This window comes from Micromonospora acroterricola (assembly GCF_003172955.1).
GTDB classification, from domain to species: Bacteria; Actinomycetota; Actinomycetes; order Mycobacteriales; family Micromonosporaceae; genus Micromonospora; species Micromonospora acroterricola.
Genome location: NZ_QGKR01000186.1, coordinates 93,228 through 117,416, shown reverse-complemented (window position 1 = coordinate 117,416; position 24,189 = coordinate 93,228). Strand labels below are relative to the sequence as shown.

Sequence of the window (24,189 nt, the reverse complement as noted above, 5' to 3'; positions counted from 1 at the left end):
GTGGTGGGTTCGTCGCCTCGGAGTTCGCTGGCGGTCTATCTGACGTTTCTAGCGTCCGCAGGTGTCCGCATCTCCGATCTTCCCTGGGAGGACCGATGACGGCCTCGCCCCGTCCAACTCGTTCGCTGCCGCTACTGCCCGGTCACGGCGGTCGCAGTGCGATGACCTGCCTGTACCGCTGCGGGAACGCCTGCTCGCACGCGGCCCCCAATAACTCGGACAATCCGTACTTCGCTGACGTGGTCACCGCTGAGGTGTCCCGTCGCGGCCTGCTGCGCGCCGGTTCTCTCGGCGCCCTGGTCATCGGCGCCGGCGCCGCTGCTCTGGCCACCGATGCCGCCCCGGCGGAGGCCGTGGCCCCAGCGGGCCATACCGGGCCCCGCCCACCAATCAACGGCGCAGGGCTGACGTTCAAGCCCATCCCGCCCAACACCCTGGACACCGTCATCGTGCCCAACGGCTACGACAACGCGGTCATCCTCCGGTGGGGCGACCCGGTCGTGCCGGGAGCGCCGGCCTTCCGGGCCGATCGGCAGAGCGCCGCAGCGCAGGCCAGGCAGTTCGGCTACAACAACGACTGGCTCGTGACCCTGCCGCTGGACCGGCACGGCCGCCGGGCGCTGCTGGTGGTCAACCACGAGTACACCAACGAGAACCTGATGTTCCCCGGTTACACCACGCCGGAGGCGCTGACGGTGGAGCAGGTCCGGGTGTCGATGGCCGCCCACGGGCTCAGTGTGGTGGAGATCGAGCGGGTCGGTGACACCGGGCGGTGGGTGCCGGTTGCCCGCGGGACGCGGCGGTGGAACCGGCGGATCACCGCCGGCACACCGATGCGGTTCACCGGCCCGGCTGCCGGCTCGGCGCTGCTACGCACCGCGGCCGACCCATCCGGCACCATGGTGCTCGGCTCGCTGAACAACTGTGCCGGCGGACTCACCCCGTGGGGCACGATCCTGTCCGGCGAGGAGAACTTCAACCAGTACTTCGTCGGCGGCGAGGCCGTCCCCGCCGGGGCCAAGCCTGCCCTGACCCGCTACGGCATCGACACCGTCAACCGCTACCCGTCCGGGTCACGCAAGTGGGAGCGCGCCGACGCCCGGTTCGACCTGAGCGCCCACCCGAACGAGGCCAACCGGTTCGGCTGGATCCTGGAACTCGACCCGCACGACCCGAAATCCACCCCGCGCAAGCACACGGCACTGGGTCGCTTCAAGCACGAGGGCGCGGAGATCATCCTCGCCCGCGAAGGCCGGGTTGTGGCCTACATGGGCGACGACGAGCGCTTCGACTACCTGTACAAGTTCGTCTCGGACCAGACGATGCGCCGGGGCGACAAGCCCTCCGACCGGGCACACAACATGACGTTGCTGGAGTCGGGAACGTTGTACGTCGCGTCGTTCGGGTTCAGCTCCGCGTCTGAGATCGACGGTTCGGGCGCGTTGCCCGCCGACGGGGCGTTCAACGGCACGGGCCGGTGGATCCCCCTCGCCCAGGGTCGGCAGTCCCTGCTTCCCGGCATGAGCGTCGATGAGGTCCTGGTGCACACCCGGCTGGCCGCCGACGCGGTCGGTGCCACGAAGATGGACCGCCCCGAGGACGTCGCGCCGAACCTGCGCACCGGCAAGGTGTACGCCGCGTTGACCAACAACACCCGCCGTGGTGCTGCCGGGCAACCGGCCGCTGACGAGGTCAATCCTCGATCGAACAACCGGCACGGCCATATCCTGGAGATCACTGAGGACGGCGGCGACAACGCGGCGACCACGTTCACCTGGACGGTTCCGATCGTGTGCGGCGACCCGGCCGACCCGTCGACGTACTTCGCCGGCTACGACAAGACCAAGGTCAGCCCGATCTCCTGCCCCGACAACCTCGACTTCGACGCCCACGGCAACCTGTGGATCTCCACCGACGGTAACGCGCTCGGCTCCAACGACGGCCTGTTCGCCGTGCCCCTCGACGGCCCCGAACGCGGACACGTGAAGCAGTTCCTCACCGTCCCGATCGGCGCGGAGCAAGCGTCCGCGTCCCTGAGCGACGACAATCGCACCGCGTTCGTCTCCGTCCAGCACCCCGGCGAAATCGATGGTGCGAGCATGGACAACCCCGCCTCCACCTGGCCGGATGGCGACTACGCCCGCCCGGCCGTGATCAGCGTCTGGCGTCTCGACGGCCGACAGATCGGCGCCTGAACTGCCCACCAATTGCGGGCGCCCCGACCACCACGGTCCGGGCGCCCGCCCTGTCAGCTCATGCGAGTCCACCCCGAGGTCAGGGCTTCTGCTGCATGTTGAGAGTGAACGAAGAGTGAACGGCAAGGGAATCGATGCGTAGCTTCAGGCATCCTGGCAAGGGGAAATAAACACTCGCTTATGTTCAGCTTCCGTTCACCTAGTCGACGATATGCGATCACATAAGCAATCTTTTATGAGCTCGTCGGTGAAAGACAGCCGACCCCGAACGAGCACCGGCGATACCCGCCGGCCTGTCTGAAGAGGACGAATTGTGATCAAGACGGTGCGTGGGCTGGGCCTGGCGTCAGTCGCGCTGGTCCTGACGGTCGGTCTGGCTGCCTGTGGCAGCGACAACAACGACGGTGGCACCGGGACCGGTGCCGCGGCTGAGCTGTCCGGCGACGTGAAGGTCGACGGGTCGAGCACGGTCGGTCCGCTGAGCAAGGCGGCGGCCGAGCTGTTCGCCGACGAGCAGGCCAAGGTGAACGTCACGGTGGGCATCACCGGCACCGGCGGCGGGTTCAAGAAGTTCTGCAACGGCGAGACCGACATCTCCGATGCCTCCCGGCCGATCAAGGACACCGAGAAGGCCGAGTGCGACAAGAACGGCGTCAAGTACGTCGAGTTGATCGTGGCCAACGACGCGCTGTCGGTGGTGGTCAGCAAGGACAACACCTGGGCTGACTGCCTGACGGTGCCGCAGCTCAAGGCGATCTGGGAGCCGGGCTCGAAGGTCAACAACTGGAACCAGGTCGACCCGAAGTTCCCGAACGAGCCGCTGAAGCTGTTCGGCGCCGGTACCGACTCCGGCACCTTCGACTACTGGACCGCCGCGATCAACGGCAAGGAGAAGGCGCACCGCACCGACTACACCCCGACCGAGGACGACAACGTCACGGTGCAAGGGGTGAGCGGCTCCAAGGGCGGGCTCGGTTACTTCGGGTTCACCTACTACGAGGAGAACGCCGACAAGCTGAAGCTCGTCAAGGTCGACGGTGGCGCCGGCTGTGTCGAGCCGAGCGTGGCCAACGCGCAGGACGGCAGCTACAAGCCGCTGTCCCGGCCGCTGTTCATCTACGTCTCCGACAAGGGCATCGCCAAGAAGCAGGTCAAGGGCTTCGTCGACTTCTACATCGAGAGCATCGACGAGGTCGTCAAGGAAGCCAAGTACGTGCCGCTGACCGCTTCCCAGAAGGAGACCCTGAAGTCCGAGTTCGCGACCCTGACGAAGGCCTGAGCGGACTCGTGGCGGTCATCACCCCCGGAGCCCCCGTCCCCGCCGCCTCTGTGCGGCGGGGACGCCGCCGGCCCGGCGAACGCGTCATCGAAGGGTTCCTCGTCCTCGCCGCGGTGGTCTCCATCGCGACGACCATCGGTATCGTCGTCTCGCTGCTGTTCCCCACGGTGGAGTTCTTCGGCGAGGTCAGCATCATCGAGTTCGTCACCGGTACGCAGTGGACCCCGCTGTTCTCGATCAAGCAGTACGGGGTGCTGCCCCTGCTGGTCGGCACGCTGTGGGTGACGCTGATCGCGACGGTCATCGCGGTACCGCTGGGCATCGGGGCGGCGATCTACCTGTCCGAGTACGCCCGACCCGGCACCCGCAAGCTCCTCAAGCCGATCCTCGAGGTTCTCGCCGGCATCCCGACCGTGGTGTACGGGTTCTTCGCCCTGACCTTCCTCAACCCCCTCCTGATCGACCTGTGGCCCAGCGACGACAAGCCGGAGTTCCAGAACCTCCTGGTCGCCGGCATCGCCATGGGCATCATGATCGTGCCCACCGTGGCCAGCCTGGCCGAGGACGCGATGAGCGCCGTGCCGCAGAGCCTGCGCGAGGGTGCCTACGCCCTGGCGTCGACGAAGATGCAGGTCGCCACCCGCGTCGTGGTGCCCGGGGCGTTGTCGGGGATCGTCGCCGCGATCGTACTCGGGGTCTCCAGGGCGCTCGGGGAGACGATGATCGTCACGATCGCCGCCGGATTGAAGACCGATGGCATCCCGTGGTCGCCCATCGACGGCGCCGCGACCATGACCAGCTTCATCGCCGGCGCCGCCCAGGGTGACCTGCCGGTGGACTCCCTCGACTATCTGACCATCTTCGCGGTGGGCACCACCTTGTTCCTGTTCACCTTCGCCCTCAACGCCCTGTCTATCCGGCTGGTCCGCAAGTTCCGGGAGGTGTACGAGTGAGTACGACGTCCACACCGCCGGCCTCCCACGCGGCGAACCCGCGCCACCGGCCGTCGCTGAGCCAGCGGCGATCGCGCCCCGGCGAGGTGCTGTTCAAGCTCGCGCTGCAATTCTGCCTGCTGGTCGCCTTCGCGTTCCTGGTTGCGTTGATCGCCTTCGCGGTCATCAAGGGCTGGAACCGGCTCGACCCACGCCTGTGGCAGGAGATGCCCACCGGGGCCGCCTCCCGGGTCGCCCGCGCCGGCGTCCAATCGGCGATCACCGGCACGCTGTGGGTCATCGGCCTGACCGCCGCGATCTGTCTGCCGATCGGCATCGCCTCGGCGATCTACCTGGAGGAGTACGCCGACAACACCCGCTGGTACAACCGGCTGCTGGAACTCAACATCCAGAACCTCGCCGGTGTCCCGTCCATCGTGTTCGGCATCCTCGGCCTCGGGCTGATCGCCCGGGTGATCGGTCTCGGGTTCACCGTCATCACCGCCGCGATCGTGCTGTCCCTACTCGTCCTGCCCGTCGTCATCATCGCCAGCCGAGAAGCGCTACGCGCGGTGCCGCGCTCGATCCGGCAAGCCTCCTACGCGCTCGGCGCGACCAGATGGCAGACCACCTGGCGGCAGGTCCTGCCCGCCGCCGTCCCCGGCATGTCCACCGGCGCGATCCTCGCCCTGTCACGAGCCCTGGGGGAGGCGGCCCCGCTGATCCTGCTCGGCGCGGTCACCTTCATCCGGTTCAACCCCGACAGCCTGCTGTCGTCGTACACCACCCTGCCGATCCAGATCTACAACCTGATCAAGGAGCCGCAGGCCGAGTTCCAGGAGCTCGCCGCCGCGGCGATCGTGCTGCTGCTGGTCATCCTCCTCGCGCTGAACTCCGCCGCGATCCTCATCCGCAACAGGTTCCAAAAGCGCTGGTAGCAGGCCACCCCCACTGTGAGCGATCCGAACCGAAAGGCCCCCGACGTGACCGACACCGTGAGCAGCACCCGCCCGGCACCACCTCCGGTGGCGCTGGTCAACCCCGCCAACCGGAACGAAGGAGCACCCCGCGGCGACGACGAGCAGGTCCTTCGTCTGGAGGATGTCAACATCTTCTACGGTGACTACCAGGCCGTCCGAGGCGTCGACATGACCATCGGCCGGCACCAGATCACCGCCCTGATCGGCCCCTCCGGGTGCGGCAAGTCCACCGTGTTGCGCTCGCTCAACCGGATGAACGACCTCATCCCCGGCGCCCGCGTCGCCGGCCGGGTCACCTACCACGGCGAGGACCTCTACGCCCGTGAGGTCGACCCCATCGAGGTCCGCCGCCGTATCGGCATGGTGTTCCAGAAACCCAACCCGTTCCCCAAGTCGATCTACGACAACATCGCCTACGGCCCCCGCGTCACGGGCATGCGAGTGTCCAACATGGACGAGCTGGTGGAGAAGGCCCTGCGCCGCGCCGCCCTGTGGGACGAGGTCAAAGACAAGCGGAAGCAGTCAGCTCTCGCCCTGTCCGGTGGGCAGCAGCAACGGCTGTGCATCGCCCGCACCATCGCCGTAAGCCCCGAGGTCATCCTCATGGACGAGCCGTGCTCGGCGCTCGACCCGATCGCCACCAGCAAGATCGAAGACCTGATGTTCGAGCTGAGCCGCGACTACACCATCGTCATCGTCACCCACAACATGCAGCAGGCCGCCCGGGTCTCGCACCGCACCGCGTTCTTCACCGCCGAGGTCGACGAGCAGGGCGAGCGACACGGCCGGCTCATCGAGTACGACACCACCAACAAGATCTTCACCAACCCGGCCCAGAAGCGCACCGAGGAATACATCACCGGCCGATTCGGCTGACCCGCCCAATCTCGTCAGCGAAGGCCAACAATGCAGCCCGATTCCATCGAGACGCCGCGGTGCCAACCCATGACACCGCAGACCACCAGGACCCGATTCCTGCTCCTGGTCCTCGACCCCGACACCAGCACGGCCAACGCCCTCGCCGAGCAGCTGCAGGAGCGGCAGATCGACGTCGTCGTCACCGGCGACCCGGCCGACGCCCTGCTGCAGGCCGGCGCGCTGCTACCCGACGCCGTCCTCACGGCCACCGACGTCCCGCCCATGCGCGGCTCGACCATCGCGCGCGCCCTGCACACCCGCGCCTGCATTCCCACCCTCGTCGGGGTGGGAGAGCACGACGGAATGGAAGGCAGCCTCGCCCTCGCCGCAGGTGCCACCGCCTGCGTCGCCCGACCGTACCGCGTCACGGAAATCCTGCCGATGCTGCGCGCGATCTCCCCGGACACCGCGGCGGACTTTCAGGTCGCCGTGGAGGTGGGGACGCTGCGGCTGGACCCGGCGCGCACGAGGTGCGGCTGGCCGGCAGGCGCATCGAACTGCCGATGCGGGAGTTCGAGCTGTTGCACCTGCTCATGCTGCACGCCCGCCGGGTCGTCACCCGACACCAGATCAACCGGCTGCTCTGGAGCGGCGAAGGGGACGCGTCCAACAGCCTGAACGTGCACATTCGGCGCCTGCGGCGCCGGCTCGGCGATAACCTGCGGAAACCCTCGATCATCGTTTCCGTACGCGGGATGGGATACCGTCTCGACCCACCGTAGTCACCTCGTGATCGGCGTCACTTGCTGTTCACCTTCCGGTCATTCGACCCCTGAGCAGGGCTTCCTAGACTCGGATCATGTCTTCCGCCGCCACCGCCCCGGCCGTCGCGCCAGCGTGCGCGCCCGCTCCGGTGGGGCCGCCGTTACCGCGCGTCGACGCCGAACAGTTCGCCCGGCTGTTCAAGGCCCTCTCCGACCCCACCCGGCTGCAGATCCTGTCGATCATCGAGGTCGCGCCGAGCGGTGAGGCGTGCGTCTGTGACCTGACCGAGGCGTTCGACATGACCCAGCCGGCGATCAGCCACCACCTGAAGATCCTGGTCGAGGCGGGCGTGCTGAATCGCAACAAGCGCGGCAGCTGGGTCTGGTACTCCCTCAACCCTGGGCAGCTGGAACCCGTCAAGCACCTCCTGCCGAAGCGGCGTCTCCTGCCGATCGTGTCCTGACCGGCTCGGCCGCTGGGCTCAGACGCGAAGCCGTTCGCCTCAGCGCTTCTCCGTCACCTCTCGCTGCCAGTTCGTGGCGGCGATCTGCACGGCGTCCCACGGGCTGCCCAACGGTGGGGTGTACGACAGGTCGAGCTCGGCGATGTCGGCGATGCTGGCGCCGTAGGAGATAGCGGTGGCGTACGTGTCGATGCGCTTGGCGATTTCAGCACCGCGGGTGCCGAGCAGTTGCGCGCCGAGGAGTCTGCCGGTGCGGCGGTCCCCGGTGACTCGGACTCGGACGGGTGTCGCGCCTGGGTAGTACGCCTTGTGATCGTCGGCGGTGGAGGCCACGGTGACCGGGTCGTAGCCGGCCTTGCGGGCGTGGTCGTCGCGCAGCCCGGTGCCGGCGGCGACGAGGTCGAAGACCTTGACGGCCTGGGTGCCCAGCGATCCGGCGAACAAGGCTTCCCCGCCGAGCGCGTTCGTGCCCGCGACCCGGCCCTGCTTGTGGGCGGTGCTGCCCAGCGGCAGGTACACGTGCCGGTCGAGGAGCCGGTGGTAGGTGTGCACACAGTCACCGGCGGCGAAGACGTCGGGCAGGTTGGTGCGCATCTGTCGGTCGACCGCGATCGCACCGTGCACGCCGAGGGTGACGCCCGCGGTTGCGGCGAGGTCGGTGTCTGGGCGGACTCCGGTGACGACAAGGACGACGTCCGCCTCGTAGGTGGTGGCATCGGTGTCGACACGCAGCCGGTCGCCGTCGGAGGTGACGGCGTGAACCGTGGTGGCGCACCGCACCGTGACGTCCTGACCTTGCAGGTGCTCGGCGAGGGGTTGGGCCAGCTCCGGGTCAATGGTGGGCATGACCTGGTTGACCTGCTCGATGAGGGTGACCTGCAGGCCGCGGGTGGTGAGCGCTTCGGCCATTTCCAGGCCGATGTAGCCGGCGCCGACGATGACCGCCGAGCGCGCCCGGCGCTGCTGCACCGATTGCAGGAGGGCGAAGGTGTCACCCATGGTGTGCAGCGTGTGGAGGCCGTCGGCCGGCCCGAGCTGGTTGAGGCCGGCGATCGGTGGGCGTACCGCGACGGCCCCGGTGCCGATGACGAGCCGGTCGTAGTCCAGGGTCGTGGTGGTGCCGTCCGGCGTGGTCGCGGTGACCGTGTGCGTGCCCGCGTCGATGGCGGTGGCACGGTGATTGAGCCTCACCCGCAGGCCGGCCTTGTCCAGGTCGTCGCTGCTGCGGTGGGCGAGGCTGCGCCAGTCGGGGACATCACCGGACACGTGGTACGGGATGCCGCAGATGCTGAAGTTCGGGTAGGCATCGGCGACGAGGAGCGTCACCTCGGCGCCGGGGTCGAGTTCACGGGCGCGCAGGCCGGCGCTGATACCGGCGTCGCTGCCACCGATGACGAGCAGACGCGTCACGTTTCTCCCTGCGAGGGTTGGGTGGCCGCCGGCACCGGCGAACCCGGGGACGGCTCAGGACTGGGCGGCGAGGTACCGCTCGGCGTCGAGGGCGGCGGCGCAGCCGGTTCCGGCGGCGGTGATGGCCTGGCGGTAGGTGTGGTCGACGAGGTCGCCGGCGGCGAAGATGCCGGGCAGGTTGGTGCGGGTGCCGGGGGAGTCGACGGTGACGTAGCCGTCGTCGTCGAGCCTCACCTGGCCGCGGAAGAGTTCGCTGCGCGGGTCGTGGCCGATGGCGACGAACACGCCGGTGACGTCCAGGACGCGGGTCTCGCTGGTGTGGACGTCGCGCAGGCGGGCGCCGACGACGGCGCCGTCCTGGCCGAGGATCTCCTCGACGACGCTGTTCCACACCACCCGGATCTTGGTGTTGCTCAACGCGCGCTCGGCCATGATCTGGCTGGCGCGGAACGTGTCGCGGCGGTGGACGATGGTGACAGTGCGGGCGAAGCGGGTGAGGAAGGTGGCTTCTTCCATCGCGGTGTCGCCGCCGCCGATGACGGCGATGTCCTGGTCGCGGAAGAAGAACCCGTCGCAGGTGGCGCAGGCGGACACGCCGTGGCCGAGGAGTTCCTGCTCGCCGGCAACGCCGAGGGGGCGCCAGGCGGAACCGGTGGCCAGGATGACCGCGTCCGCCTGGTAGGCCTTTTCGCCGACCCACACGGTCTTGGTAGGGCCGGTGAGGTCGACGCGGGTGACGTCGTCGGTGATGAACTGGGCGCCGAAGCGGTCGGCCTGCTTGCGCATGGTGTCCATCAGGTCGGGGCCGGTGATCCCGTCGGGGAAGCCGGGAAAGTTCTCCACCTCGGTGGTGGCATCAGCGCACCGCCGGACTGGCTGCCCTCGATGACGAGAGGCGCGAGGTTGGCGCGGGCGGCGTAGAGGGCGGCGGCGTATCCGGCGGGTCCGGAGCCGATGATGATCAGGCGGTGCGAGTCGGACACGGGAGGTCTCCTGCTCAGGGGAGAGCCGCCCGCCGACGACGGGGTCGGCGAGCGGGGGGTGGTTGACAGGGTCAGGCGGCGGTGCGCAGCTCGCCGAGGAGCTTTTCCACCCGGGTACGGATCTCGTCGCGGATCGGGCGCACGGATTCGACGCCCTTGCCGGCGGGGTCTTCGAGCTTCCAGTCCTCGTAGCGCTTGCCCGGGAAGACGGGGCAGGCGTCACCACAACCCATGGTGACGATGACGTCCGATGACTCGGCCGTGGCGTACTCGAGGAGTTTCGGCGTCTGGCCGGTGATGTCGATGCCGACCTCGCGCATCGCCTCGACGGCGGCGGGGTTGACGGTGTCGGCGGGGGCGGAGCCGGCGGAGCGGACTTCGACGGTGTCGCCGGCGAGGTGGCGCAGCCAGCCGGCGGCCATTTGGGAGCGGCCGGCGTTGTGGACGCAGACGAACAGGACGCTGGGCTTGTCGGACATCAGGAGCCTTTCTTGCAGGGTAGGTTGCGGAGCCGGTTGACCGGCGCCCGGTCAGGTATCGCGGGCAGGGTGCGGGCGGGGTCGCTGTTGCGGTCGAGCAGGTCGTAGCGGCCGACGGGACGCGATGGATTCATCAGTTCCCGATGCCCCACTGTGCTGCGGCTCGGTGCTCATGCGGTGCGGTCGGTCGCTGGATCGCGCTCGGTCACCGCGTGGGTAGGGCTGGTGTCAGTCGTAGCGCTCGCCAGAGTTCATGGCGGCGGTGACGATGGGGGCGACGCGGTCGATGCGGGCGGCGAGGTCGGTGAACGCGGCCTCGAAGGCGTCGTCGGTGTCGACGCGGACCGGGTCGGGGACCGACCAGTGCAGCCGGGGCCGGGCCGGGTCGGTGAGTTCCTCGTGGGCGTTGTCGCAGACGGCGATCAGCAGGTCGTCGTCACGCACGATGTCCGCGACGTGCGCGGTGCCGGTCGCGTCCAGCAGCAGCCCGTGGCGCTGAGCCACGGCGACGGCGCGCGGATGAACCCGCTCTGCCGGCTGCGTTCCGGCCGATGCCGCCGAGGTGTGCGTGCGGTCCGACCAGAGGGCGGCGGCGAGCTGCGAGCGGGCCGAGTTGCGGGTGCAGACGAACACCACCCGACCCACGCCGGCCATCGGCGCTGGCGTCAACGCGGTCAATGCCTCGGGCCGCAGCCGCAGGTAGGTGCGACGGCGGTCTCCCTCGGATCGGCCGCGAACGACGAGGCCGGCCTCGCTGAGGACCTTGACGTGGTGGGCGACCAGATTCGTCGGCATCTGAAGGTCGTGGGCGATCTCGCCAGGAGAGGCGTCGCCCAAGGTGAGCGCGTCGACGACCGCCAGGCGCGACGGATCGCCGAGCGCGGCGTGAATCCGGGCGCGCCCCGACAGCGATGCAAGCTCAGTAGTCATTGACTCAACTATTGCTGACCTACCGGAATGTTGTCAAGTGGCGGCGAGTCGGCGGCCCGACTGGTCGGAGGCTCGGCCGAGGCTGACGCTCGGGCCTGAGGTGCGCCGAGCGGGCAGGCGGCTCGCGCCGAGGGCGATTGGCCGGGAAGCAGGGGTTCACGTCGCGGCTGGGCCGTGCGGCTGCTGTCAGCAGCAGGTCATCAGATACGACTGCAGCTCGGCCAGCGCCGCGACGGCGCCGTCGCGGTCGGCGCGGTAGTACACGGTCTTGCCCTCGCGCCGCGAGGTCACGATCCGCCCCCGGCGTAGCAGGGTCAGCTGCTGCGACGCTGTCGCTTGACTGATGCCCGCGCGCTCGGCGACTTCCCCGACGGACAGCTCGGCGCCTTGGGAGAACAGCATCATGATCCGCTGTCGCGTGGGGCTGCCCAACGCCTTGAGGAACTCCTGCGTGTCCGGCCCGAGCCCGGTTGGTGCGGCGCCGGGCGCGACCGCTGCGGGCTCTGGCTCATCCATGGCCCCACCTTCTCGCATCACGATCATATTGTCATTCAACGAAACGACGATATGATGGTCCAGTGACCACCTCTTCAGAACCAGTCGTCATCGTCGGAGGCGGCCAGTCCGGTCTTTCCGCCGCTCGCGCCGCTCTCTCCGCTGGCCTGCGCCCCGTCGTCCTGGAGGCAGGCGTCGAGCCGGTGGGGTCCTGGCCCGGCTACTACGAGAGTCTCACCCTGTTCTCCCCGGCCCGATACAGCTCGCTGCCGGGCATGACGTTCGACGGGGGAGACCCCGACCGCTACCCGATTCGCGACGAGGTCGTCGCCTATCTCCGCCGCTATTCCGCAAGCATCGACGCCGAGATCCGCACCGGCGCCCGCGTCACCGCTGTGCATCCGCGTCCAGGCGGTGGCTACCTCGTCCATACCGACAGCGGCGATGACATCGCCGCTGCGGGCGTCGTCGCTGCCAGTGGCTCCTTCAGCAATCCGTACCTGCCGGCGCTGCCCGGCCGGGACACCTATGAGGGCGAGGTACGGCACGTCGCGCACTACCGGCGGCCCGAGCCGTATACCGGCAAGCGGGTCCTCGTCGTGGGCGCCGGAAACTCCGCCGTCCAGGTCGCCTACGAGCTCGCGCCACACGCGAGGGTCACCCTGGCCACCCGGGCGCCGATCCAGTTCATGCCCCAGCGCATCCGAGGCCGGGACCTGCACCATTGGCTCCGCGTCACCGGTGCGGACCTTCTGCCCCGGGCGGTGCTCACCCGACTCGTCCGCCACGCGGCCGTGCTCGACACCGGCGTCTACCGCGACGCGATCACCTCCGGCCGGCTCGCCCGCCGGGAAATGTTAACCGCCTTCACCGCCGACGGCGTCATCTGGGCGGACGGTACGCACGAGGCGGTCGACGCGGTGATCTTTGCTACCGGCTACCGCCCGAACCTCGACTACCTCGCCCCGCTCGGAGCCCTGGATGCCGGCATGCCCCGCCACGTCGCAGGTGTCTCCACGACCCATCGAGGACTGGTCTACCTCGGGTTGGAGTTCCAGCGGTCGTTCTCGTCGAACACCCTGCGCGGCGTCGGGCGCGACGCGGCGCATGTCGTTGCCGCCTTGGCGGGCGGCGTGTCCGGCCGGTCGCGGCGCCGACCGCAGCCTATAAAGCGGTTACTGGTTCGACGGTGAGCAGCGCGGCGAGTTGGCGCAGGACGGCCGGTCGGGCCCGGTAGTACACCCAGGTGCCGCGCCGCTCGGCGTCGACGAGACCGGCCTCGCGCAGGGTCTTGAGGTGATGCGAGATGGTCGGGCCGGTGAGGTTGAAGGCGGGGGTGAGGTCGCAAACGCATGCCTCGCCGTTGTCGGCGGAGGCGATCATCGACATCAGCTGTAGGCGGACCGGGTCGCCGAGGGCCTTGAACGCTGGCGCGAGCACCGCGGCGGTCTCGGCCGGCACGCGGTGCTGCGCCAGGGGTTGGCAGCAGAACGCCTCGGCGGTCACGTCGGCGAGGGTGAGGGGCGCAGCTTGCTTCGACATTTCTCTAGGTTGACATCCCTCTAATCAATGTGCAACTGTCTGTTTCGACAGACGTCAAGACAGCGCAGAAGGGGGAAATCATGCTGAGGCTGACGCGCCGACAGGGGGCACTCACGAAGGGTGTCCGATTTTGCGATTCGTGTGCCGAGGTCAGCACCGCCGAGCAGCGCGCCCAGCGCCGCTTCGACGCGGCACGGGCCGCCCACGCGGCCTTCGTTCGATGATCGCCGCTGGCGGTTGGTAGGCTTAATCGCCTATCGGCGATGAACGATGAAGGGGTGGTGGGGGTGGCTGGGCTACTCGATCGGGCGACGGCGCAGACATACGCGTCGTGGTTCCGGGCACTGGCTGACCCGACTCGGGTGCAGATCGTCGAGTACCTTGCCCGGCAGGCTCAGGCGATGAGCGTGGGGGAGATCGTCGCCGCGATCGGCTTGGCGCAGTCCACCGTCTCGCAGCACCTGAAGATCCTCACCGAAGTGCGATTCGTCCTCGTCGAGCCGGTCGGCACCGCCCGGCACTACCGGATCAACGACGCCTGCGTCGACTGCTTCCCCTCCGCCGCGGACGTGGTCATGGGTCGACCCGCTCCTAGTCCGAACGGAACCTGCTGATGGCCGACATCACCGTGCGCCCCCTGCGGAATGACGACGCCGAGCGGGTCCTGACCATCTACCAGGCCGGACTCGACGCTGGCAACGCCAGCTTCGAGACGACCGCACCGACCTGGCCGGTGTTCGTCGCGGCGAGGCTACCCGCGCACCGCTTCGTTGCCGTCGACGCGGATGACACGGTGCTCGGTTGGATCGCGGTCGCACCCACCTCGGCCCGCGCCGTCTACGCCGGCGTGGTCGAGCACTCCGTCTACGTTGACCCCGCCGCGCAGGGCCGCGGCGTCGCCCGGCTGCTGCTGGACACGCTGATCGCCTCCACCGAAGCCGCTGGCATCTGGACCATCCAGTCCGGAGTCTTCCCCGACAACGCCGCGAGCCTCACCCTGCACCAGCGGGCCGGCTTCCGGGTCATCGGCGTGCGCGAGCGGGTCGCTCGCCATCACGGCCGCTGGCGCGACGTCGTCCTGCTCGAGCGGCGCAGTCCCGTCGTCACCTGACCAGACCCGGCCCCGCATTAGCTGGGTCCCGTCTACCCACTTGATTCGACAGTCATCAACACAGAGGAGTTTGATCGATGAGCACCCTGAACCAGCTGCCCGTCGTGGTCATCGGCGCCGGCCCGGTCGGCTTGGCCGCCGCTGCGCACCTGCACGAGCGGGGCATCGCCTTCACCGTCCTGGAAGCAGGAGACACCCCGGGCGCCGCCGTGCGGCAGTGGGGCCACGTGCGGGTCTTCTCCCCGTGGCGCTACAACGTCGACCCGGCCGCCCGCCGCCTTCTCGACGAGGCGGGCTGGGTCGCCCCCGACCTGGAGGCCCTGCCCACCGGGGCAGAGCTGGTCGGCGACTACCTCCAGCCCCTCGCGCAGCTGCCGCAGCTCAAGCCGCACCTGCGCTACGGCGCTCGGGTCGAGGCGATCAGCCGCCTGGGCCTGGACCGGCTGCGTACCGCCGGTCGTGAGTCCACTCCGTTCCTGATTCGCCTCGCCGACGGCGAGGAACTGCTCGCCCGTGCGGTGATCGACGCGTCCGGCACCTGGGGCACCCCGAACGTCCTGGGCGCGTCCGGTTTGCCCGCTCGCGGTGAGAGCACTGTCGCTGCGTTCCTGGAGCACGGGTTGCCCGATGTTCTCGGCGCGGTCCGGGATCGCTTCGCGGGCCGGCACACCCTCGTCGTCGGGGCCGGCCACTCGGCCGCGAACACGCTGCTGTCCCTGGCCGAGCTGGCCGAGGCCGCACCGGGCACCGAGGTGACCTGGGCGATCCGGACTGCCTCACCTTCGCGCACGTACGGCGGCGGAGACGCCGACGCGCTGCCCGCCCGCGGTGCCCTGGGCTCACGGCTGCGCGCGCACGTCGACGCCGGCCGGATCCGGCTGCTCACCGGCTTCTCCGTGCACGCCCTCACCCCGACAGACGGCCGGGTCAGTGTGGTGGTGCGCCACGCCGACGGCAGCGAGGAATCGGTCACCGTGGACCGGATCGTCGCCGCCACCGGCTTCCGCCCGGACCACTCGATCGCCGCCGAGCTGCGCCTGAACCTCGACCCGGTCATGGGCGCCACCCGCGCCCTCGCGCCGCTGATCGACCCGAACGAGCACTCCTGCGGCACCGTGCCCCCGCACGGCGTGAACGAACTCTCCCACCCGGAAACCGGCTACTACGCCGTCGGCATGAAGGCCTACGGCCGGGCGCCGACGTTCCTCATGGCCACCGGCTACGAGCAGGTCCGCTCCGTCGTCGCCGCCCTCGCCGGGGACTGGGCCGCCGCCCGCGACGTCCAACTCGACCTGCCCGAGACCGGCGTCTGCAACAGCAACCCTGCCGACACCGTCACCGGCGAGGGCTGCTGCGGGCCGGCGCCCACCGCCGAGCCAGCGGCGCGCGGACTCGCCACCGGCATCTCCGGCGGGCTGTTGTCCACACCGTTGAACCTGGTCACCCTCGACGTCGCCCCCGCCGGCGCTCAGGCCGGCGGCTGCTGCAGCTGATGCCCATCACCGCGACGGTGCCCGCCGATCCCACGGTCGGCGGGCACCACGCCCAAGGCTGGCGAATCGTCGCCGCCCTGGCCGTCACCTCCACCGTCGGTTACGGCACCCTCTACTACGCCTACCCGGTGCTGCTGCGCCCCATGGCCGCCACCCTCGGCGCCTCCACCACCGCCGTCACCGGCGCGCTCACCGTTTCCGTCCTCGCGGGCGCCCTCATGGCCATCCCGGTCGGCAGGTGGCTCGACCACCACGGCGGGCGCGCGCTGATGACTATCGGGTCGATCGCCGCCACCGCCCTGCTCGTGGCCTGGTCCCAGGTGCAGACCATCGGCCAGCTCTACGCCGTCATGATCGGCATCGGCGTCACCGGCGCGATGGTGCTCTACGAGCCAGCCTTCGCCGTCATCATCGCCTGGTTCACCCCAGACCGACGCGCCACGGCCCTGCTCGCCGTCACCATCGTGGCCGGCTTCGCCAGCACCATCTTCATGCCCCTGACCGGCCTCCTGGCCGCGCACCTCGGCTGGCGCGACGCGCTCCTCGTCCTCGCCGGCATCCACGGCCTGGTCACCGTGCCCCTGCACGCACTCACCATCCGCCGACCCCGCACATCAGCGGCGCCGACACCTGCCGATCCCACACCGCCGGCCCACGCCCAACGGCGTGCGATCGTCAAGGCCGCGATGTGCGACGCGCGATTCTGGGTCCTGACCGCAACGTTCATCGCGCAGGGCGCGGCCACCAGCACCATGACCGTCCACCTCGTCGGCTACCTGATCAGCCGCGGCCATCCCGCCACCTTCGCCGCCACCGCCACCGGCCTGCTCGGCATCCTGTCGGTCACCGGCCGACTCGTCCTCACCGCCGCCCGCCGACACCTACGCGTCACCACGATCGTGGCCGCCGTCTTCGCCACCCAGGCCGCCGCCGTCCTCACCATGCCCCTGCTCGCCGACACCCGCATCGGCGCTGTCATCACCGTCGTCGGCTTCGGGCTCGGCTTCGGCATCACCAGCCTCGCCACCCCCGCCCTGCTCGCCGACCGTTACGGCACCACCGCCTACGCCAGCATCGCCGGACGCCTCGCCGCCCCCGTCACCATCGCCAAAGCCACCGCACCCCTGGCAGCCGCCGTTCTCCTGCATACCGCTGACGGATACACGCCGCTGCTCGCCGCCGTGGCGACCTGCTGCGCGCTCGCCGCCATCGGCATGACCCTCCGAGCGAGAACCCCTGCGCCATGACCCTTCAGCCCCAGACCTGAGGCGATCAGTGAACCCGAGTCGCTGCGCCGCCTTGATCACCTTCAACACGACGACCGCCTCCTGCGGGTACAGACGGTGCCCGCCCAGACTGCGCTCCGGCTCCGCCAGCAAGCCCCTGCGCTCGTAGTAGCGCAGCGTCTGCGGATTCACCCCGGCCGCCCCGGCGGCCTGACTGCTGCGCAACCCGCTCACGCCGCCATCCCGGCGGCGGCCCGCTGCGCGAGCGCGTCAAGGACCTCGACGTGCGCGGCCGGAACCTGCACGTCGAGGCGAAGCCCGTCGCCGTCTTCGGTGAACGCGAACGAGAGGAACGAACAGCACGAGCTCTCCCTGCCGGTCAGCTCCCGCGCCGTTGTCTCGGCTGTCTTATCCAGGCGCCACCGCAGCGCGGTCGGCGACAGCCGCTGCTGATCGCGCAGGGCGGTCGCAAACAGGTCATCGAACTCGGCCAGCCGCAGCGGCCGTTCCACGGTCGGCAAGGTGCACGCCTCGGGCACCCACGCCTGGTCATCGCTGGTCATGCCCATGACGGTAAGCCTGTACCCAGGTACAGGATGCAAGCCCTTGACCGTCGTCTCCGCTGACGGACCGCCCGCAGGACCAGAGGCTATTCGTCGTTCAGCACGTCCCCGACGGTCCGGCGTCAGGCACGTCCGCGCTGGCCCCGATACCGGCGGATCAGCTCAGCGGTGGACGAGTCGGTGCGGCCGAGGTCTGGTTGCTCTCCGGTGAGTAGCGGCGCGAGCTGGCTGGCCATCACCTTTCCCAGTTCGACGCCCCACTGGTCGAAGGGGTTGATGCCCCAGATCGCGCCCTCGGTCAAGACGATGTGCTCGTAGAGGGCCACCAGTTGCCCGAACGTGCCGGGGGTCAGCTTGGGGGCGACGATCGACGTGGTGGGGTGGTTGCCGGCCATAACCCGGTGCGGCACCAGGTGCGCGGGAGTGCCCTCTGCCGTCACCTCCTCGGCGGTGCGGCCGAAGGCCAGCGCTGCGGTCTGGGCGAAGAAGTTGGACATGAACAGGTCATGCATGTCGCCGAGGTCGTGGCTGGGTTCGCTGAAGGCGATGAAGTCGGCGGGCACCAGCCGGGTGCCCTGGTGGATCAGCTGGTAGAAGGCGTGCTGCCCGTTGGTGCCCGGCTCACCCCAGAAGATCTCACCGGTGTCGTACGACACCGGCACGCCGTCCACCGTGACCGACTTGCCGTTGCTCTCCATGGTGAGTTGTTGCAGGTACGCCGGCAGTCGGTGCAGGTACTGGGAGTACGGCAGCACGGCGTGGGTCTGCGCGCCGAGGAAGTCGGTGTACCAGACGTTGAGCAGCCCCAGCAGCACCGGCACGTTGCGCTTCAGCGGCGTGGTGCGGAAGTGCTCGTCGACGGCGTGGTAGCCGGCCAGCATCTCGCTAAAGCGGTCCGGCCCGATGGACAGCATCACCGACAGGCCCACCGCTGAGGGCAGGGAGTACCGGCCACCCACCCAGTCCCAGAAGCCGAACATGTTCTCCGGGTCGATGCCGAAGTCGCGGAGCCGCTGCTCGCTGGTGCTGACCGCGACGAAGTGCCGGGCGACCGCCGTCTCGTCGTCGCCGAGCGCGGACAGCAGCCACCGTCGCGCCTGGTGGGCGTTGCGAGGGTCTCCTGGGTGGAGAAGGTCTTGGAGACGATCACGAACAGGGTGGTCGCCGGGTCAAGATCGGCAATAGTGTCGTGGATGTCGGTGGGGTCGATGTTCGACACGAACCGGCAGGTCACACCACCGTCGCGGTAGGCCTTCAGCGCCTCGTACGCCATCACCGGACCGAGGTCTGATCCGCCGATGCCGATGTTGACCACGGTACGGATGCGCTCACCGGTGTGCCCGCGCCACCGCCCCGAACGGACCTTCTCCGCGAACGTCGACATCCGGTCCAGCACCTCGTGCACGTCGGCTGCCACGTCCTGGCCGTCCACTGTCAGCGAGGCGTCTCGGGGCAGCCGCAGCGCGGTGTGCAGCACTGCCCGGTCCTCGGTGGCGTTGAGATGGGCCCCGGCGAACATCGCGGCGATCCGGTCGGCGAGCCCGACCCGGTCGGCCAGCGCGGTGAGCAGTTCCAGCGTGGTGTCGGTGATCAGGTTCTTGCTGTAGTCCACGTAGTAGTCGGCCATTTCGATGGCCAATCGCTGGCCCCGGTCCGGGGCGGCGGTGAACAGGTCGCGCAGATGGATACGGCGGATCTCCTCGGCGTGCCTGTGCAGGGCCTGCTACTCGGCAGTGCTGGTGACATCCGCAGCCATCGGGTCGATCGTCTCCCTCGTCAGCGTCGGTGATCCGTCGGCATCTGGCCGATGGGGGCAGGTGGGTTCAGCCTGCCATCGGGAAGATCGACGCGCGAGCCGGACGCGGTAACTCCGGATATTGATCCCGCCGTGACTGCACCCTGCCTCGCCCGCGCGAGGGTGCGCCCGGGTAATGGGCGCGTAGCGGCCCGGCCGGCAGGGCATGGTGAAGGCATGACGACATCCACCCCGAGTACCGCTGGTTCTCCGGCCGACCGTCCCGCCGGTGGTAGCGCCGTACCCCGCACGTTGCTGTTGCTCGGCGCCAGCGGTGACCTGGCGGCGCGCCTGCTGCTGCCCGGGCTGGGTCGGCTGGTGGCCAGCGGTGCGCTGCCCAACCTGCGGCTGATCGGCAGCGGCACGCACGCCTGGGACGACGGGCAGTGGCGTCGCCGGGTGGCCGACTCCTTCGCAACGGCGGGCGCGGACGGGCCTCGGGAGACCGAGGTGGTGCGCTCTGCCCGGTACCTGCCCGCCGACGTCACCGCGGAGGAGGACCTGCGGCGGTTGCTGGCCGCCTGTCACGGGCAGACGGTGATCTTCTTCGCGCTTCCGCCGGCGATCACGGCCCGGGCCGCCGACGCGCTGGCCCGCATCGGCCTGCCGCCCGGCACCCGGCTGATGCTGGAGAAGCCATTCGGTACGGATCTCGCCTCGGCGCGGTCGCTCAACGACATCCTGACCCGGCTGGTGCCGGAGGAGCAGGTGCACCGCATCGACCACTTCCTGGGCAAGTCCACCGTGGTGAACATCATCGGGCTGCGCTTTGCCAACCGGATCTTCGAACCGGTGCTCAATTCCGAACACGTGGCTTGCGTGGACATCGTCTTCGACGAGTCACTGGGTCTGGAGGGGCGCGCCGGCTACTACGACAGCGCCGGCGCGTTGGTGGACATGGTGCAGAGCCACCTGTTGCAGGTCCTGGCGCTGATGGCGATGGACGCGCCACCCACCCTCGACGCCCGGGATCTGCGCGGGCGCAAGGCGCAGGTGCTGCGGGCCACGAGGCTGTGGGACGGCGATCCGGTGCGGTGGAGCCGGCGGGCCCGGTACACGGCCGGGGAGGTAGACGGGCGGCGGCTCCTCGGCTACGCCGACGAGGCCGGCATCGACGCGACCCGGGGGACCGAGACCCTGGCGGAGTTGGTGCTGGCCGTGGACACCTGGCGGTGGGCGGGCGTGCCGTTCCGGCTGCGCTCGGGGAAGGCGCTCGCCGGTCGGCGCAAGGAGGCTGTCATCACCTTCCGGCAACCGCCCCGGGTGCCCACCGGGCTCACCGGGTACGAGCAGCCCGACCGGCTGCGGATCGGCTTCGGCCCGGACCGGCTCGGCCTCGACGTCAACATCAACGGCCCGGGCAACCCCCTCGAACTGGACCAGGTGCACCTGGTGGCCGACTTCGGGCCCGGTGAGTTGCCGCCGTACGGGGAGGTGCTGCGCGGCGCCTTCGACGGCGACCCGACGCTCTCGGTGCGGGGCGACACCGCTGAGGACTGCTGGCGCATCGTGGAGCCGGTGCTCGACGCGTGGCGAGCGGGGAAGGTGCCCCTACAGGAGTACCCGGCCGGTAGCCAGGGCCTGAACGAGTCACTGCTGGCCCCGGCTCCCGGCGGGGTGATTTGAGTCTGAGGTGTTGCTGCTCCCGGTGGTTCTCGGTTAGCGAGGCGGGCATTGACGGGAGGAACGAGGCCCGTGGCCTGGAAGCAGCGTCTCCCCGCCGCCGTCCGGACCTCGATTGCACAGACCGCTGGTGGCGCGGACCTGGTGGAGTCAGTGGTCGGGGGTGTGCTGGTCGAGCCGGTCACGCAGGGTGTCGGCGAAGCCCTCGGCGGTGGCCAGTTGCTCGCGCAGCGCGGTCACGCGGGCGGTGGCGACGGTGTGGAACATGCCGAGGCGGTCGAGCAGCGCCGGCCGGTGCTCATCGCCGGCGGTGGGCAGGGCGTCCAGGACGCCGAGCAGATCCCGCATCTCGTCGAGGGTGAACCCGAGCGGCTTCATCCGCTTGACCACGGCGAGGCGGTCGAGGTCGGGTTCGGTGTAGAGGCGGAAGCCGCCCTCGCTGCGGGCCGAGGGGACGATCAGCCCGGCATCTTCGTAGTGGCGGATGGTGCGGATGCTCAGTCCGACCCGGTCGGCAGCTTCGCCGATCTGCATCAGTCGGCCGGCGGCCGGGCCGCAGCTGTGCTCCGGCCCGGCGCCTCGCACCGTCTCCGGCATCAGTGGCCACCGCTGAGGTTGCCGGCGAGGGTCCCGTGGATGGCTGCACTGCGCTTGTTCAGCTCGACGATCTCGACGGTCTTGCCGCGCGCGGCGTACTTGGTGGTGATCGCGTCCAGCGCCGCGACCGACGAGGCGTCCCACACGTGGGCGTGGGTCATGTCGATGACCACGTTCTGCGGGTCGTTGGCGTAGTCGAACTGGAAGACCAGGTCGTTGCTGGAGGCGAAGAACAGCTCACCGTGCACGGAGTAGATGCGGGTTCCGCCGTCGGGGTCCAGCACGCTGGTGACCTCCACCAGGTGGGCGACCCGCCGGGCGAAGATGACCATCGCGGTGAGGACGCCGGCGATCACGCCGATGGCCAGGTTGTGAGTCGCGAGCACCACACCGACGGTGGTGACCATGACCAGGGTCTCGCCGAGCGGCATCCGCTTGAGCGTGGCCGGGGCAACGGAGTGCCAGTCGAACGTGCCGACGGCGACGATGATCATCACGGCGACCAGGGCGCCCATCGGGATCACCGCGACGACGTCGCCGAGCGCGACGACGAGGATGAGCAGGAACACGCCGGACAGGAACGTCGACAGGCGGGTCCGAGCCCCGGACGCCTTGACGTTGATCATCGTCTGGCCGATCATCGCGCAGCCGCCCATGCCCCCGAAGAACCCGGTGACGATGTTGGCCACGCCCTGCCCCCAGGACTCGCGGGTCTTGTTGGAGCGGGTGTCGGTGATGTCGTCGACCAGCTTGGCGGTCATCAGCGACTCCATCAGCCCGACCAGCGCCACGCCGAGGGCGTAGGGGGCGATCAGGGTCAGGGTGTCGAGGGTGTACGGCACGTCGGGCAGACCGAACACAGGCAGGCTGTCGGGGAGGGCGCCCTGGTCACCGACGGTCGGCACCAGCACGTGGGCGGCGACGGTGATCACGGTCAGCACGACGATGGCGACCAGCGGCGCGGGTACGGCCTTGGTGAGCCGGGGCAGCCCGACCATGATCGCCAACGCGAGCGCGACCAGGGGGTAGACCAGCCATGGCACGCCGAGCAGGTAGGGGACCTGGGCGGCGAAGATCAGGATGGCCAGGGCGTTGACGAAGCCGACCATGACGCTGCGCGGGATGAACCGCATCAGCCTCGCCACCCCGAGCACGGCGAGCAGGACCTGGATCGCGCCGCCGAGGATCACCGCCGCGATCAGGTAGCCGAGGCCGTGTTCCTTCGCCAGCGGTGCGACGATCAGCGCGATCGCGCCGGTCGCGGCACTGATCATCGCCGGCCGGCCGCCGCAGATCGAGATGACCACGGCCATGGTGAAGGAGGCGAACAGACCGACACGGGGGTCGACCCCCGCGAGGATCGAGAAGCTGATCGCCTCGGGGATCAGCGCCAGGGCGACCACCAGGCCGGCGAGCACCTCGGTGCGGAACACCTTCGGCGACAGCCAGGACGGGCGGGACAGACGCGGCCGGGTGACCGCGGACAGCACAGAAGACATGTAGCCGTTTCCGTTCGGGGTGTACGCGCCGAGCGCACACGCGCTGCCGTGCCCGCCAAGGGGTACGGCGCTTGACCTTCACATCAGTACCGGTCGGACGTTTCTGGACCGTTCCGGGCATCGTCGCCCGGGAGAAGACCTCGAGGGGCCAGTAGCCGCAGCTCGACGACCTGCGTAGAACCTACCTTCCGGTGAGGGTAGAGTTCGGCTCTTCGTGATGATCATCACCGAGGTGTCACCGGGAATGCCGGGCGTGAGCGCCTGTTGGGTGTGTCGCAGGCGTGGTGCCCGGATCGCGCCGGGGTCCCGAGTCCGATTTGCGACACGACAGCCGTTCAGGCGGCTATCAGGGAGGATCGGACGATAACTGGGTCAGCGCAGCCGTTGGCGTACATGTACCGCCAGGCGGGACATGGGTGAGGCCGCTCCTGCCGCTACGGCTGCAGTGATCGCGACGCCGAGCGCCGTCCCGCCCAGGACGTCGTTGTGGGTAGTGCACCCCCACGACGACCCTGGACAGGGCCGCAAGCGCTGCCAGCGGTACCGCCACGACAGTCATCCTCGGGACGAGCAGGACGATCGCCGTCGCCAGGGCGGCGGCCATCGTGGCGTGATTGCTGGGAAAAGACCAGTCACCCGGCTCCGGGCATCGCTCGGCGAGGATGATCACGTCGGTGACGACCCGGCAGGGGCGCTCGGCGGCCACCAGTGCTTTCATCATCTCACTGACGGCGTAGGCGAGACACACCGCGACCGGCGTCGTGACGAGCAGGGCGCGTTGCGGCCAGGGGCGGGTGCGGTGGCGCCACATGCACGCGAGGAACAGTAGCCCGAGCAGCACCACGATCGACTTAGAGCGCGTTTGGTTTGTGGGTTGGCCGGGTGTGTCGCACAGTGGGTTTGGTCGGTGAGGGTGACTGGGTCGGTAGACAGGCGTGGATCGAGTGCGGCGGTATCCGTCTGACCTGACC

At 69.5% G+C, this 24,189-nt stretch carries 23 protein-coding genes and 3 pseudogenes; 14 read left to right on the top strand and 12 right to left on the bottom strand.

All coding sequences use genetic code 11. From position 1 onward, the window contains the following. Positions 1–95 precede the first annotated feature (95 nt). From DKT68_RS13800 to DKT68_RS13765, 8 genes are all read left to right on the top strand, one after another. Positions 96–2,195, top strand: coding sequence for a PhoX family protein (locus tag DKT68_RS13800; RefSeq protein WP_109817802.1), 2,100 nt, complete (start codon positions 96–98; stop codon positions 2,193–2,195). A 313-nt stretch (positions 2,196–2,508) separates the two neighbouring features. Beyond that, entirely contained in the window at positions 2,509–3,474 is a 966-nt protein-coding gene (locus DKT68_RS13795; protein ID WP_330848938.1) for a PstS family phosphate ABC transporter substrate-binding protein, read from the top strand. Positions 3,475–3,482: 8 nt separating this feature from the next. Further along, a complete protein-coding gene (gene pstC / locus DKT68_RS13790; protein ID WP_109817800.1) occupies positions 3,483–4,427 on the top strand; it encodes a phosphate ABC transporter permease subunit PstC in 945 nt (314 codons plus the stop codon). Next, entirely contained in the window at positions 4,424–5,344 is a 921-nt protein-coding gene (gene pstA, locus DKT68_RS13785) for a phosphate ABC transporter permease PstA (protein ID WP_109817799.1), read from the top strand. Before pstC ends, pstA begins: the two co-directional genes overlap by 4 nt. 45 nt (positions 5,345–5,389) lie before the next feature. After that, complete coding sequence (gene pstB / locus DKT68_RS13780) at positions 5,390–6,262, top strand: phosphate ABC transporter ATP-binding protein PstB (RefSeq protein WP_407940735.1); 873 nt, start codon at positions 5,390–5,392, stop codon at positions 6,260–6,262. A gap of 69 nt (positions 6,263–6,331) precedes the next feature. After that, a complete protein-coding gene (locus tag DKT68_RS31955) occupies positions 6,332–6,922 on the top strand; it encodes a response regulator transcription factor (RefSeq protein ID WP_236646875.1) in 591 nt (196 codons plus the stop codon). Next, on the top strand, positions 6,838–7,026 hold the full coding sequence (locus tag DKT68_RS32680; protein ID WP_407940740.1) for a winged helix-turn-helix domain-containing protein: 189 nt from the start codon (positions 6,838–6,840) through the stop codon (positions 7,024–7,026). Before DKT68_RS31955 ends, DKT68_RS32680 begins: the two co-directional genes overlap by 85 nt. Before the next feature lie 77 nt (positions 7,027–7,103). Beyond that, entirely contained in the window at positions 7,104–7,472 is a 369-nt protein-coding gene (locus DKT68_RS13765) for an ArsR/SmtB family transcription factor (protein ID WP_109817796.1), read from the top strand. A 39-nt stretch (positions 7,473–7,511) separates the two neighbouring features. Here DKT68_RS13765 and DKT68_RS13760 read toward each other — a convergent pair whose 3' ends face one another. From DKT68_RS13760 to DKT68_RS13740, 5 genes and pseudogenes are all read right to left on the bottom strand, one after another. After that, the gene (locus tag DKT68_RS13760; RefSeq protein ID WP_109817795.1) at positions 7,512–8,882 is read right to left on the bottom strand and encodes an FAD-dependent oxidoreductase; all 1,371 of its coding nucleotides are present in this window, start codon (positions 8,880–8,882) and stop codon (positions 7,512–7,514) included. Positions 8,883–8,936: 54 nt separating this feature from the next. Further along, positions 8,937–9,865, bottom strand: a pseudogene (gene trxB, locus DKT68_RS13755) (thioredoxin-disulfide reductase). Positions 9,866–9,936: 71 nt separating this feature from the next. Then, positions 9,937–10,344 (bottom strand): arsenate reductase ArsC, encoded by a 408-nt coding sequence (locus tag DKT68_RS13750; protein WP_109817794.1) that lies wholly within the window; start codon positions 10,342–10,344, stop codon positions 9,937–9,939. Between the two features lie 228 nt (positions 10,345–10,572). After that, a complete protein-coding gene (locus DKT68_RS13745) occupies positions 10,573–11,274 on the bottom strand; it encodes an arsenate reductase/protein-tyrosine-phosphatase family protein (RefSeq protein WP_109817793.1) in 702 nt (233 codons plus the stop codon). Positions 11,275–11,460: 186 nt separating this feature from the next. Then, the gene (locus tag DKT68_RS13740) at positions 11,461–11,790 is read right to left on the bottom strand and encodes an ArsR/SmtB family transcription factor (protein WP_109817830.1); all 330 of its coding nucleotides are present in this window, start codon (positions 11,788–11,790) and stop codon (positions 11,461–11,463) included. 62 nt (positions 11,791–11,852) lie between these two features. On the opposite strand from DKT68_RS13740, the gene DKT68_RS13735 reads away from it, so the two are divergent. Next, entirely contained in the window at positions 11,853–12,962 is a 1,110-nt protein-coding gene (locus tag DKT68_RS13735; RefSeq protein ID WP_109817792.1) for a flavin-containing monooxygenase, read from the top strand. Here the strand turns inward: DKT68_RS13735 and DKT68_RS13730 are convergent. Then, positions 12,934–13,311: an ArsR/SmtB family transcription factor gene (locus DKT68_RS13730; protein WP_109817791.1), complete on the bottom strand. Its 378-nt coding sequence runs from the start codon at positions 13,309–13,311 to the stop codon at positions 12,934–12,936. The two genes, DKT68_RS13735 and DKT68_RS13730, sit on opposite strands and share 29 nt — an antisense overlap. A gap of 263 nt (positions 13,312–13,574) precedes the next feature. On the opposite strand from DKT68_RS13730, the gene DKT68_RS13725 reads away from it, so the two are divergent. From DKT68_RS13725 to DKT68_RS13710, 4 genes are all read left to right on the top strand, one after another. Next, on the top strand, positions 13,575–13,925 hold the full coding sequence (locus tag DKT68_RS13725; protein WP_109817790.1) for an ArsR/SmtB family transcription factor: 351 nt from the start codon (positions 13,575–13,577) through the stop codon (positions 13,923–13,925). After that, positions 13,925–14,422: a GNAT family N-acetyltransferase gene (locus DKT68_RS13720; protein WP_109817789.1), complete on the top strand. Its 498-nt coding sequence runs from the start codon at positions 13,925–13,927 to the stop codon at positions 14,420–14,422. The genes DKT68_RS13725 and DKT68_RS13720 overlap by 1 nt, the downstream gene beginning before the upstream one ends. A gap of 77 nt (positions 14,423–14,499) precedes the next feature. After that, positions 14,500–15,915 (top strand): FAD-dependent oxidoreductase, encoded by a 1,416-nt coding sequence (locus tag DKT68_RS13715; RefSeq protein WP_109817788.1) that lies wholly within the window; start codon positions 14,500–14,502, stop codon positions 15,913–15,915. Next, a complete protein-coding gene (locus DKT68_RS13710; RefSeq protein ID WP_109817787.1) occupies positions 15,915–17,162 on the top strand; it encodes an MFS transporter in 1,248 nt (415 codons plus the stop codon). Before DKT68_RS13715 ends, DKT68_RS13710 begins: the two co-directional genes overlap by 1 nt. Before the next feature lie 39 nt (positions 17,163–17,201). On the opposite strand, the pseudogene DKT68_RS32395 reads toward DKT68_RS13710, so the two are convergent. The 3 genes and pseudogenes from DKT68_RS32395 to pgi all read right to left on the bottom strand — a co-directional run. Then, positions 17,202–17,375: pseudogene (locus DKT68_RS32395) on the bottom strand (MerR family DNA-binding transcriptional regulator); the annotation flags it as partial. Next, positions 17,372–17,704 carry a hypothetical protein gene (locus tag DKT68_RS13700; RefSeq protein ID WP_236646874.1) on the bottom strand — a complete coding sequence of 111 codons (333 nt, stop codon included), beginning with the start codon at positions 17,702–17,704 and terminating at the stop codon, positions 17,372–17,374. The gene DKT68_RS13700 and the pseudogene DKT68_RS32395, both read right to left, overlap by 4 nt. A 122-nt stretch (positions 17,705–17,826) precedes the next feature. Then, positions 17,827–19,421, bottom strand: a pseudogene (gene pgi / locus DKT68_RS13695) (glucose-6-phosphate isomerase). A 255-nt stretch (positions 19,422–19,676) separates the two neighbouring features. Here pgi and DKT68_RS13690 point away from each other — a divergent pair. Further along, positions 19,677–21,125 carry a glucose-6-phosphate dehydrogenase gene (locus DKT68_RS13690; RefSeq protein WP_109817785.1) on the top strand — a complete coding sequence of 483 codons (1,449 nt, stop codon included), beginning with the start codon at positions 19,677–19,679 and terminating at the stop codon, positions 21,123–21,125. A 147-nt stretch (positions 21,126–21,272) separates the two neighbouring features. Here DKT68_RS13690 and DKT68_RS13685 read toward each other — a convergent pair whose 3' ends face one another. The 3 genes from DKT68_RS13685 to DKT68_RS13675 all read right to left on the bottom strand — a co-directional run bounded on the left by DKT68_RS13685 (position 21,273) and on the right by DKT68_RS13675 (position 24,062). Continuing rightward, a complete protein-coding gene (locus DKT68_RS13685) occupies positions 21,273–21,719 on the bottom strand; it encodes a MerR family transcriptional regulator (protein ID WP_109817784.1) in 447 nt (148 codons plus the stop codon). Then, positions 21,719–23,218 carry a SulP family inorganic anion transporter gene (locus DKT68_RS13680; RefSeq protein WP_109817783.1) on the bottom strand — a complete coding sequence of 500 codons (1,500 nt, stop codon included), beginning with the start codon at positions 23,216–23,218 and terminating at the stop codon, positions 21,719–21,721. The genes DKT68_RS13685 and DKT68_RS13680 overlap by 1 nt, the downstream gene beginning before the upstream one ends. A 346-nt stretch (positions 23,219–23,564) precedes the next feature. Beyond that, complete coding sequence (locus DKT68_RS13675) at positions 23,565–24,062, bottom strand: phosphatase PAP2 family protein (protein WP_161556660.1); 498 nt, start codon at positions 24,060–24,062, stop codon at positions 23,565–23,567. Positions 24,063–24,189: the final 127 nt, after the last annotated feature.

Excerpts from the sequence above, each read along its gene's own strand:
- DKT68_RS13730 (WP_109817791.1), bottom strand. The coding sequence starts at position 13,311 with ATGTCGAAGCAAGCTGCGCCCCTCACCCTCGCCGACGTGACCGCCGAG.
- DKT68_RS13750 (WP_109817794.1), bottom strand. The coding sequence starts at position 10,344 with ATGTCCGACAAGCCCAGCGTCCTGTTCGTCTGCGTCCACAACGCCGGC.
- DKT68_RS13725 (WP_109817790.1), top strand. The coding sequence starts at position 13,575 with ATGAACGATGAAGGGGTGGTGGGGGTGGCTGGGCTACTCGATCGGGCG.
- DKT68_RS13740 (WP_109817830.1), bottom strand. The coding sequence starts at position 11,790 with ATGGATGAGCCAGAGCCCGCAGCGGTCGCGCCCGGCGCCGCACCAACC.
- DKT68_RS13690 (WP_109817785.1), top strand. The coding sequence starts at position 19,677 with ATGACGACATCCACCCCGAGTACCGCTGGTTCTCCGGCCGACCGTCCC.
- DKT68_RS13685 (WP_109817784.1), bottom strand. The coding sequence starts at position 21,719 with ATGCCGGAGACGGTGCGAGGCGCCGGGCCGGAGCACAGCTGCGGCCCG.
- DKT68_RS31955 (WP_236646875.1), top strand. The coding sequence starts at position 6,332 with ATGACACCGCAGACCACCAGGACCCGATTCCTGCTCCTGGTCCTCGAC.
- DKT68_RS13745 (WP_109817793.1), bottom strand. The coding sequence starts at position 11,274 with ATGACTACTGAGCTTGCATCGCTGTCGGGGCGCGCCCGGATTCACGCC.
- DKT68_RS13765 (WP_109817796.1), top strand. The coding sequence starts at position 7,104 with ATGTCTTCCGCCGCCACCGCCCCGGCCGTCGCGCCAGCGTGCGCGCCC.
- DKT68_RS13680 (WP_109817783.1), bottom strand. The coding sequence starts at position 23,218 with ATGTCTTCTGTGCTGTCCGCGGTCACCCGGCCGCGTCTGTCCCGCCCG.
- DKT68_RS32680 (WP_407940740.1), top strand. The coding sequence starts at position 6,838 with ATGCTGCACGCCCGCCGGGTCGTCACCCGACACCAGATCAACCGGCTG.
- DKT68_RS13720 (WP_109817789.1), top strand. The coding sequence starts at position 13,925 with ATGGCCGACATCACCGTGCGCCCCCTGCGGAATGACGACGCCGAGCGG.
- DKT68_RS13700 (WP_236646874.1), bottom strand. The coding sequence starts at position 17,704 with ATGACCAGCGATGACCAGGCGTGGGTGCCCGAGGCGTGCACCTTGCCG.
- DKT68_RS13710 (WP_109817787.1), top strand. The coding sequence starts at position 15,915 with ATGCCCATCACCGCGACGGTGCCCGCCGATCCCACGGTCGGCGGGCAC.
- DKT68_RS13715 (WP_109817788.1), top strand. The coding sequence starts at position 14,500 with ATGAGCACCCTGAACCAGCTGCCCGTCGTGGTCATCGGCGCCGGCCCG.
- DKT68_RS13800 (WP_109817802.1), top strand. The coding sequence starts at position 96 with ATGACGGCCTCGCCCCGTCCAACTCGTTCGCTGCCGCTACTGCCCGGT.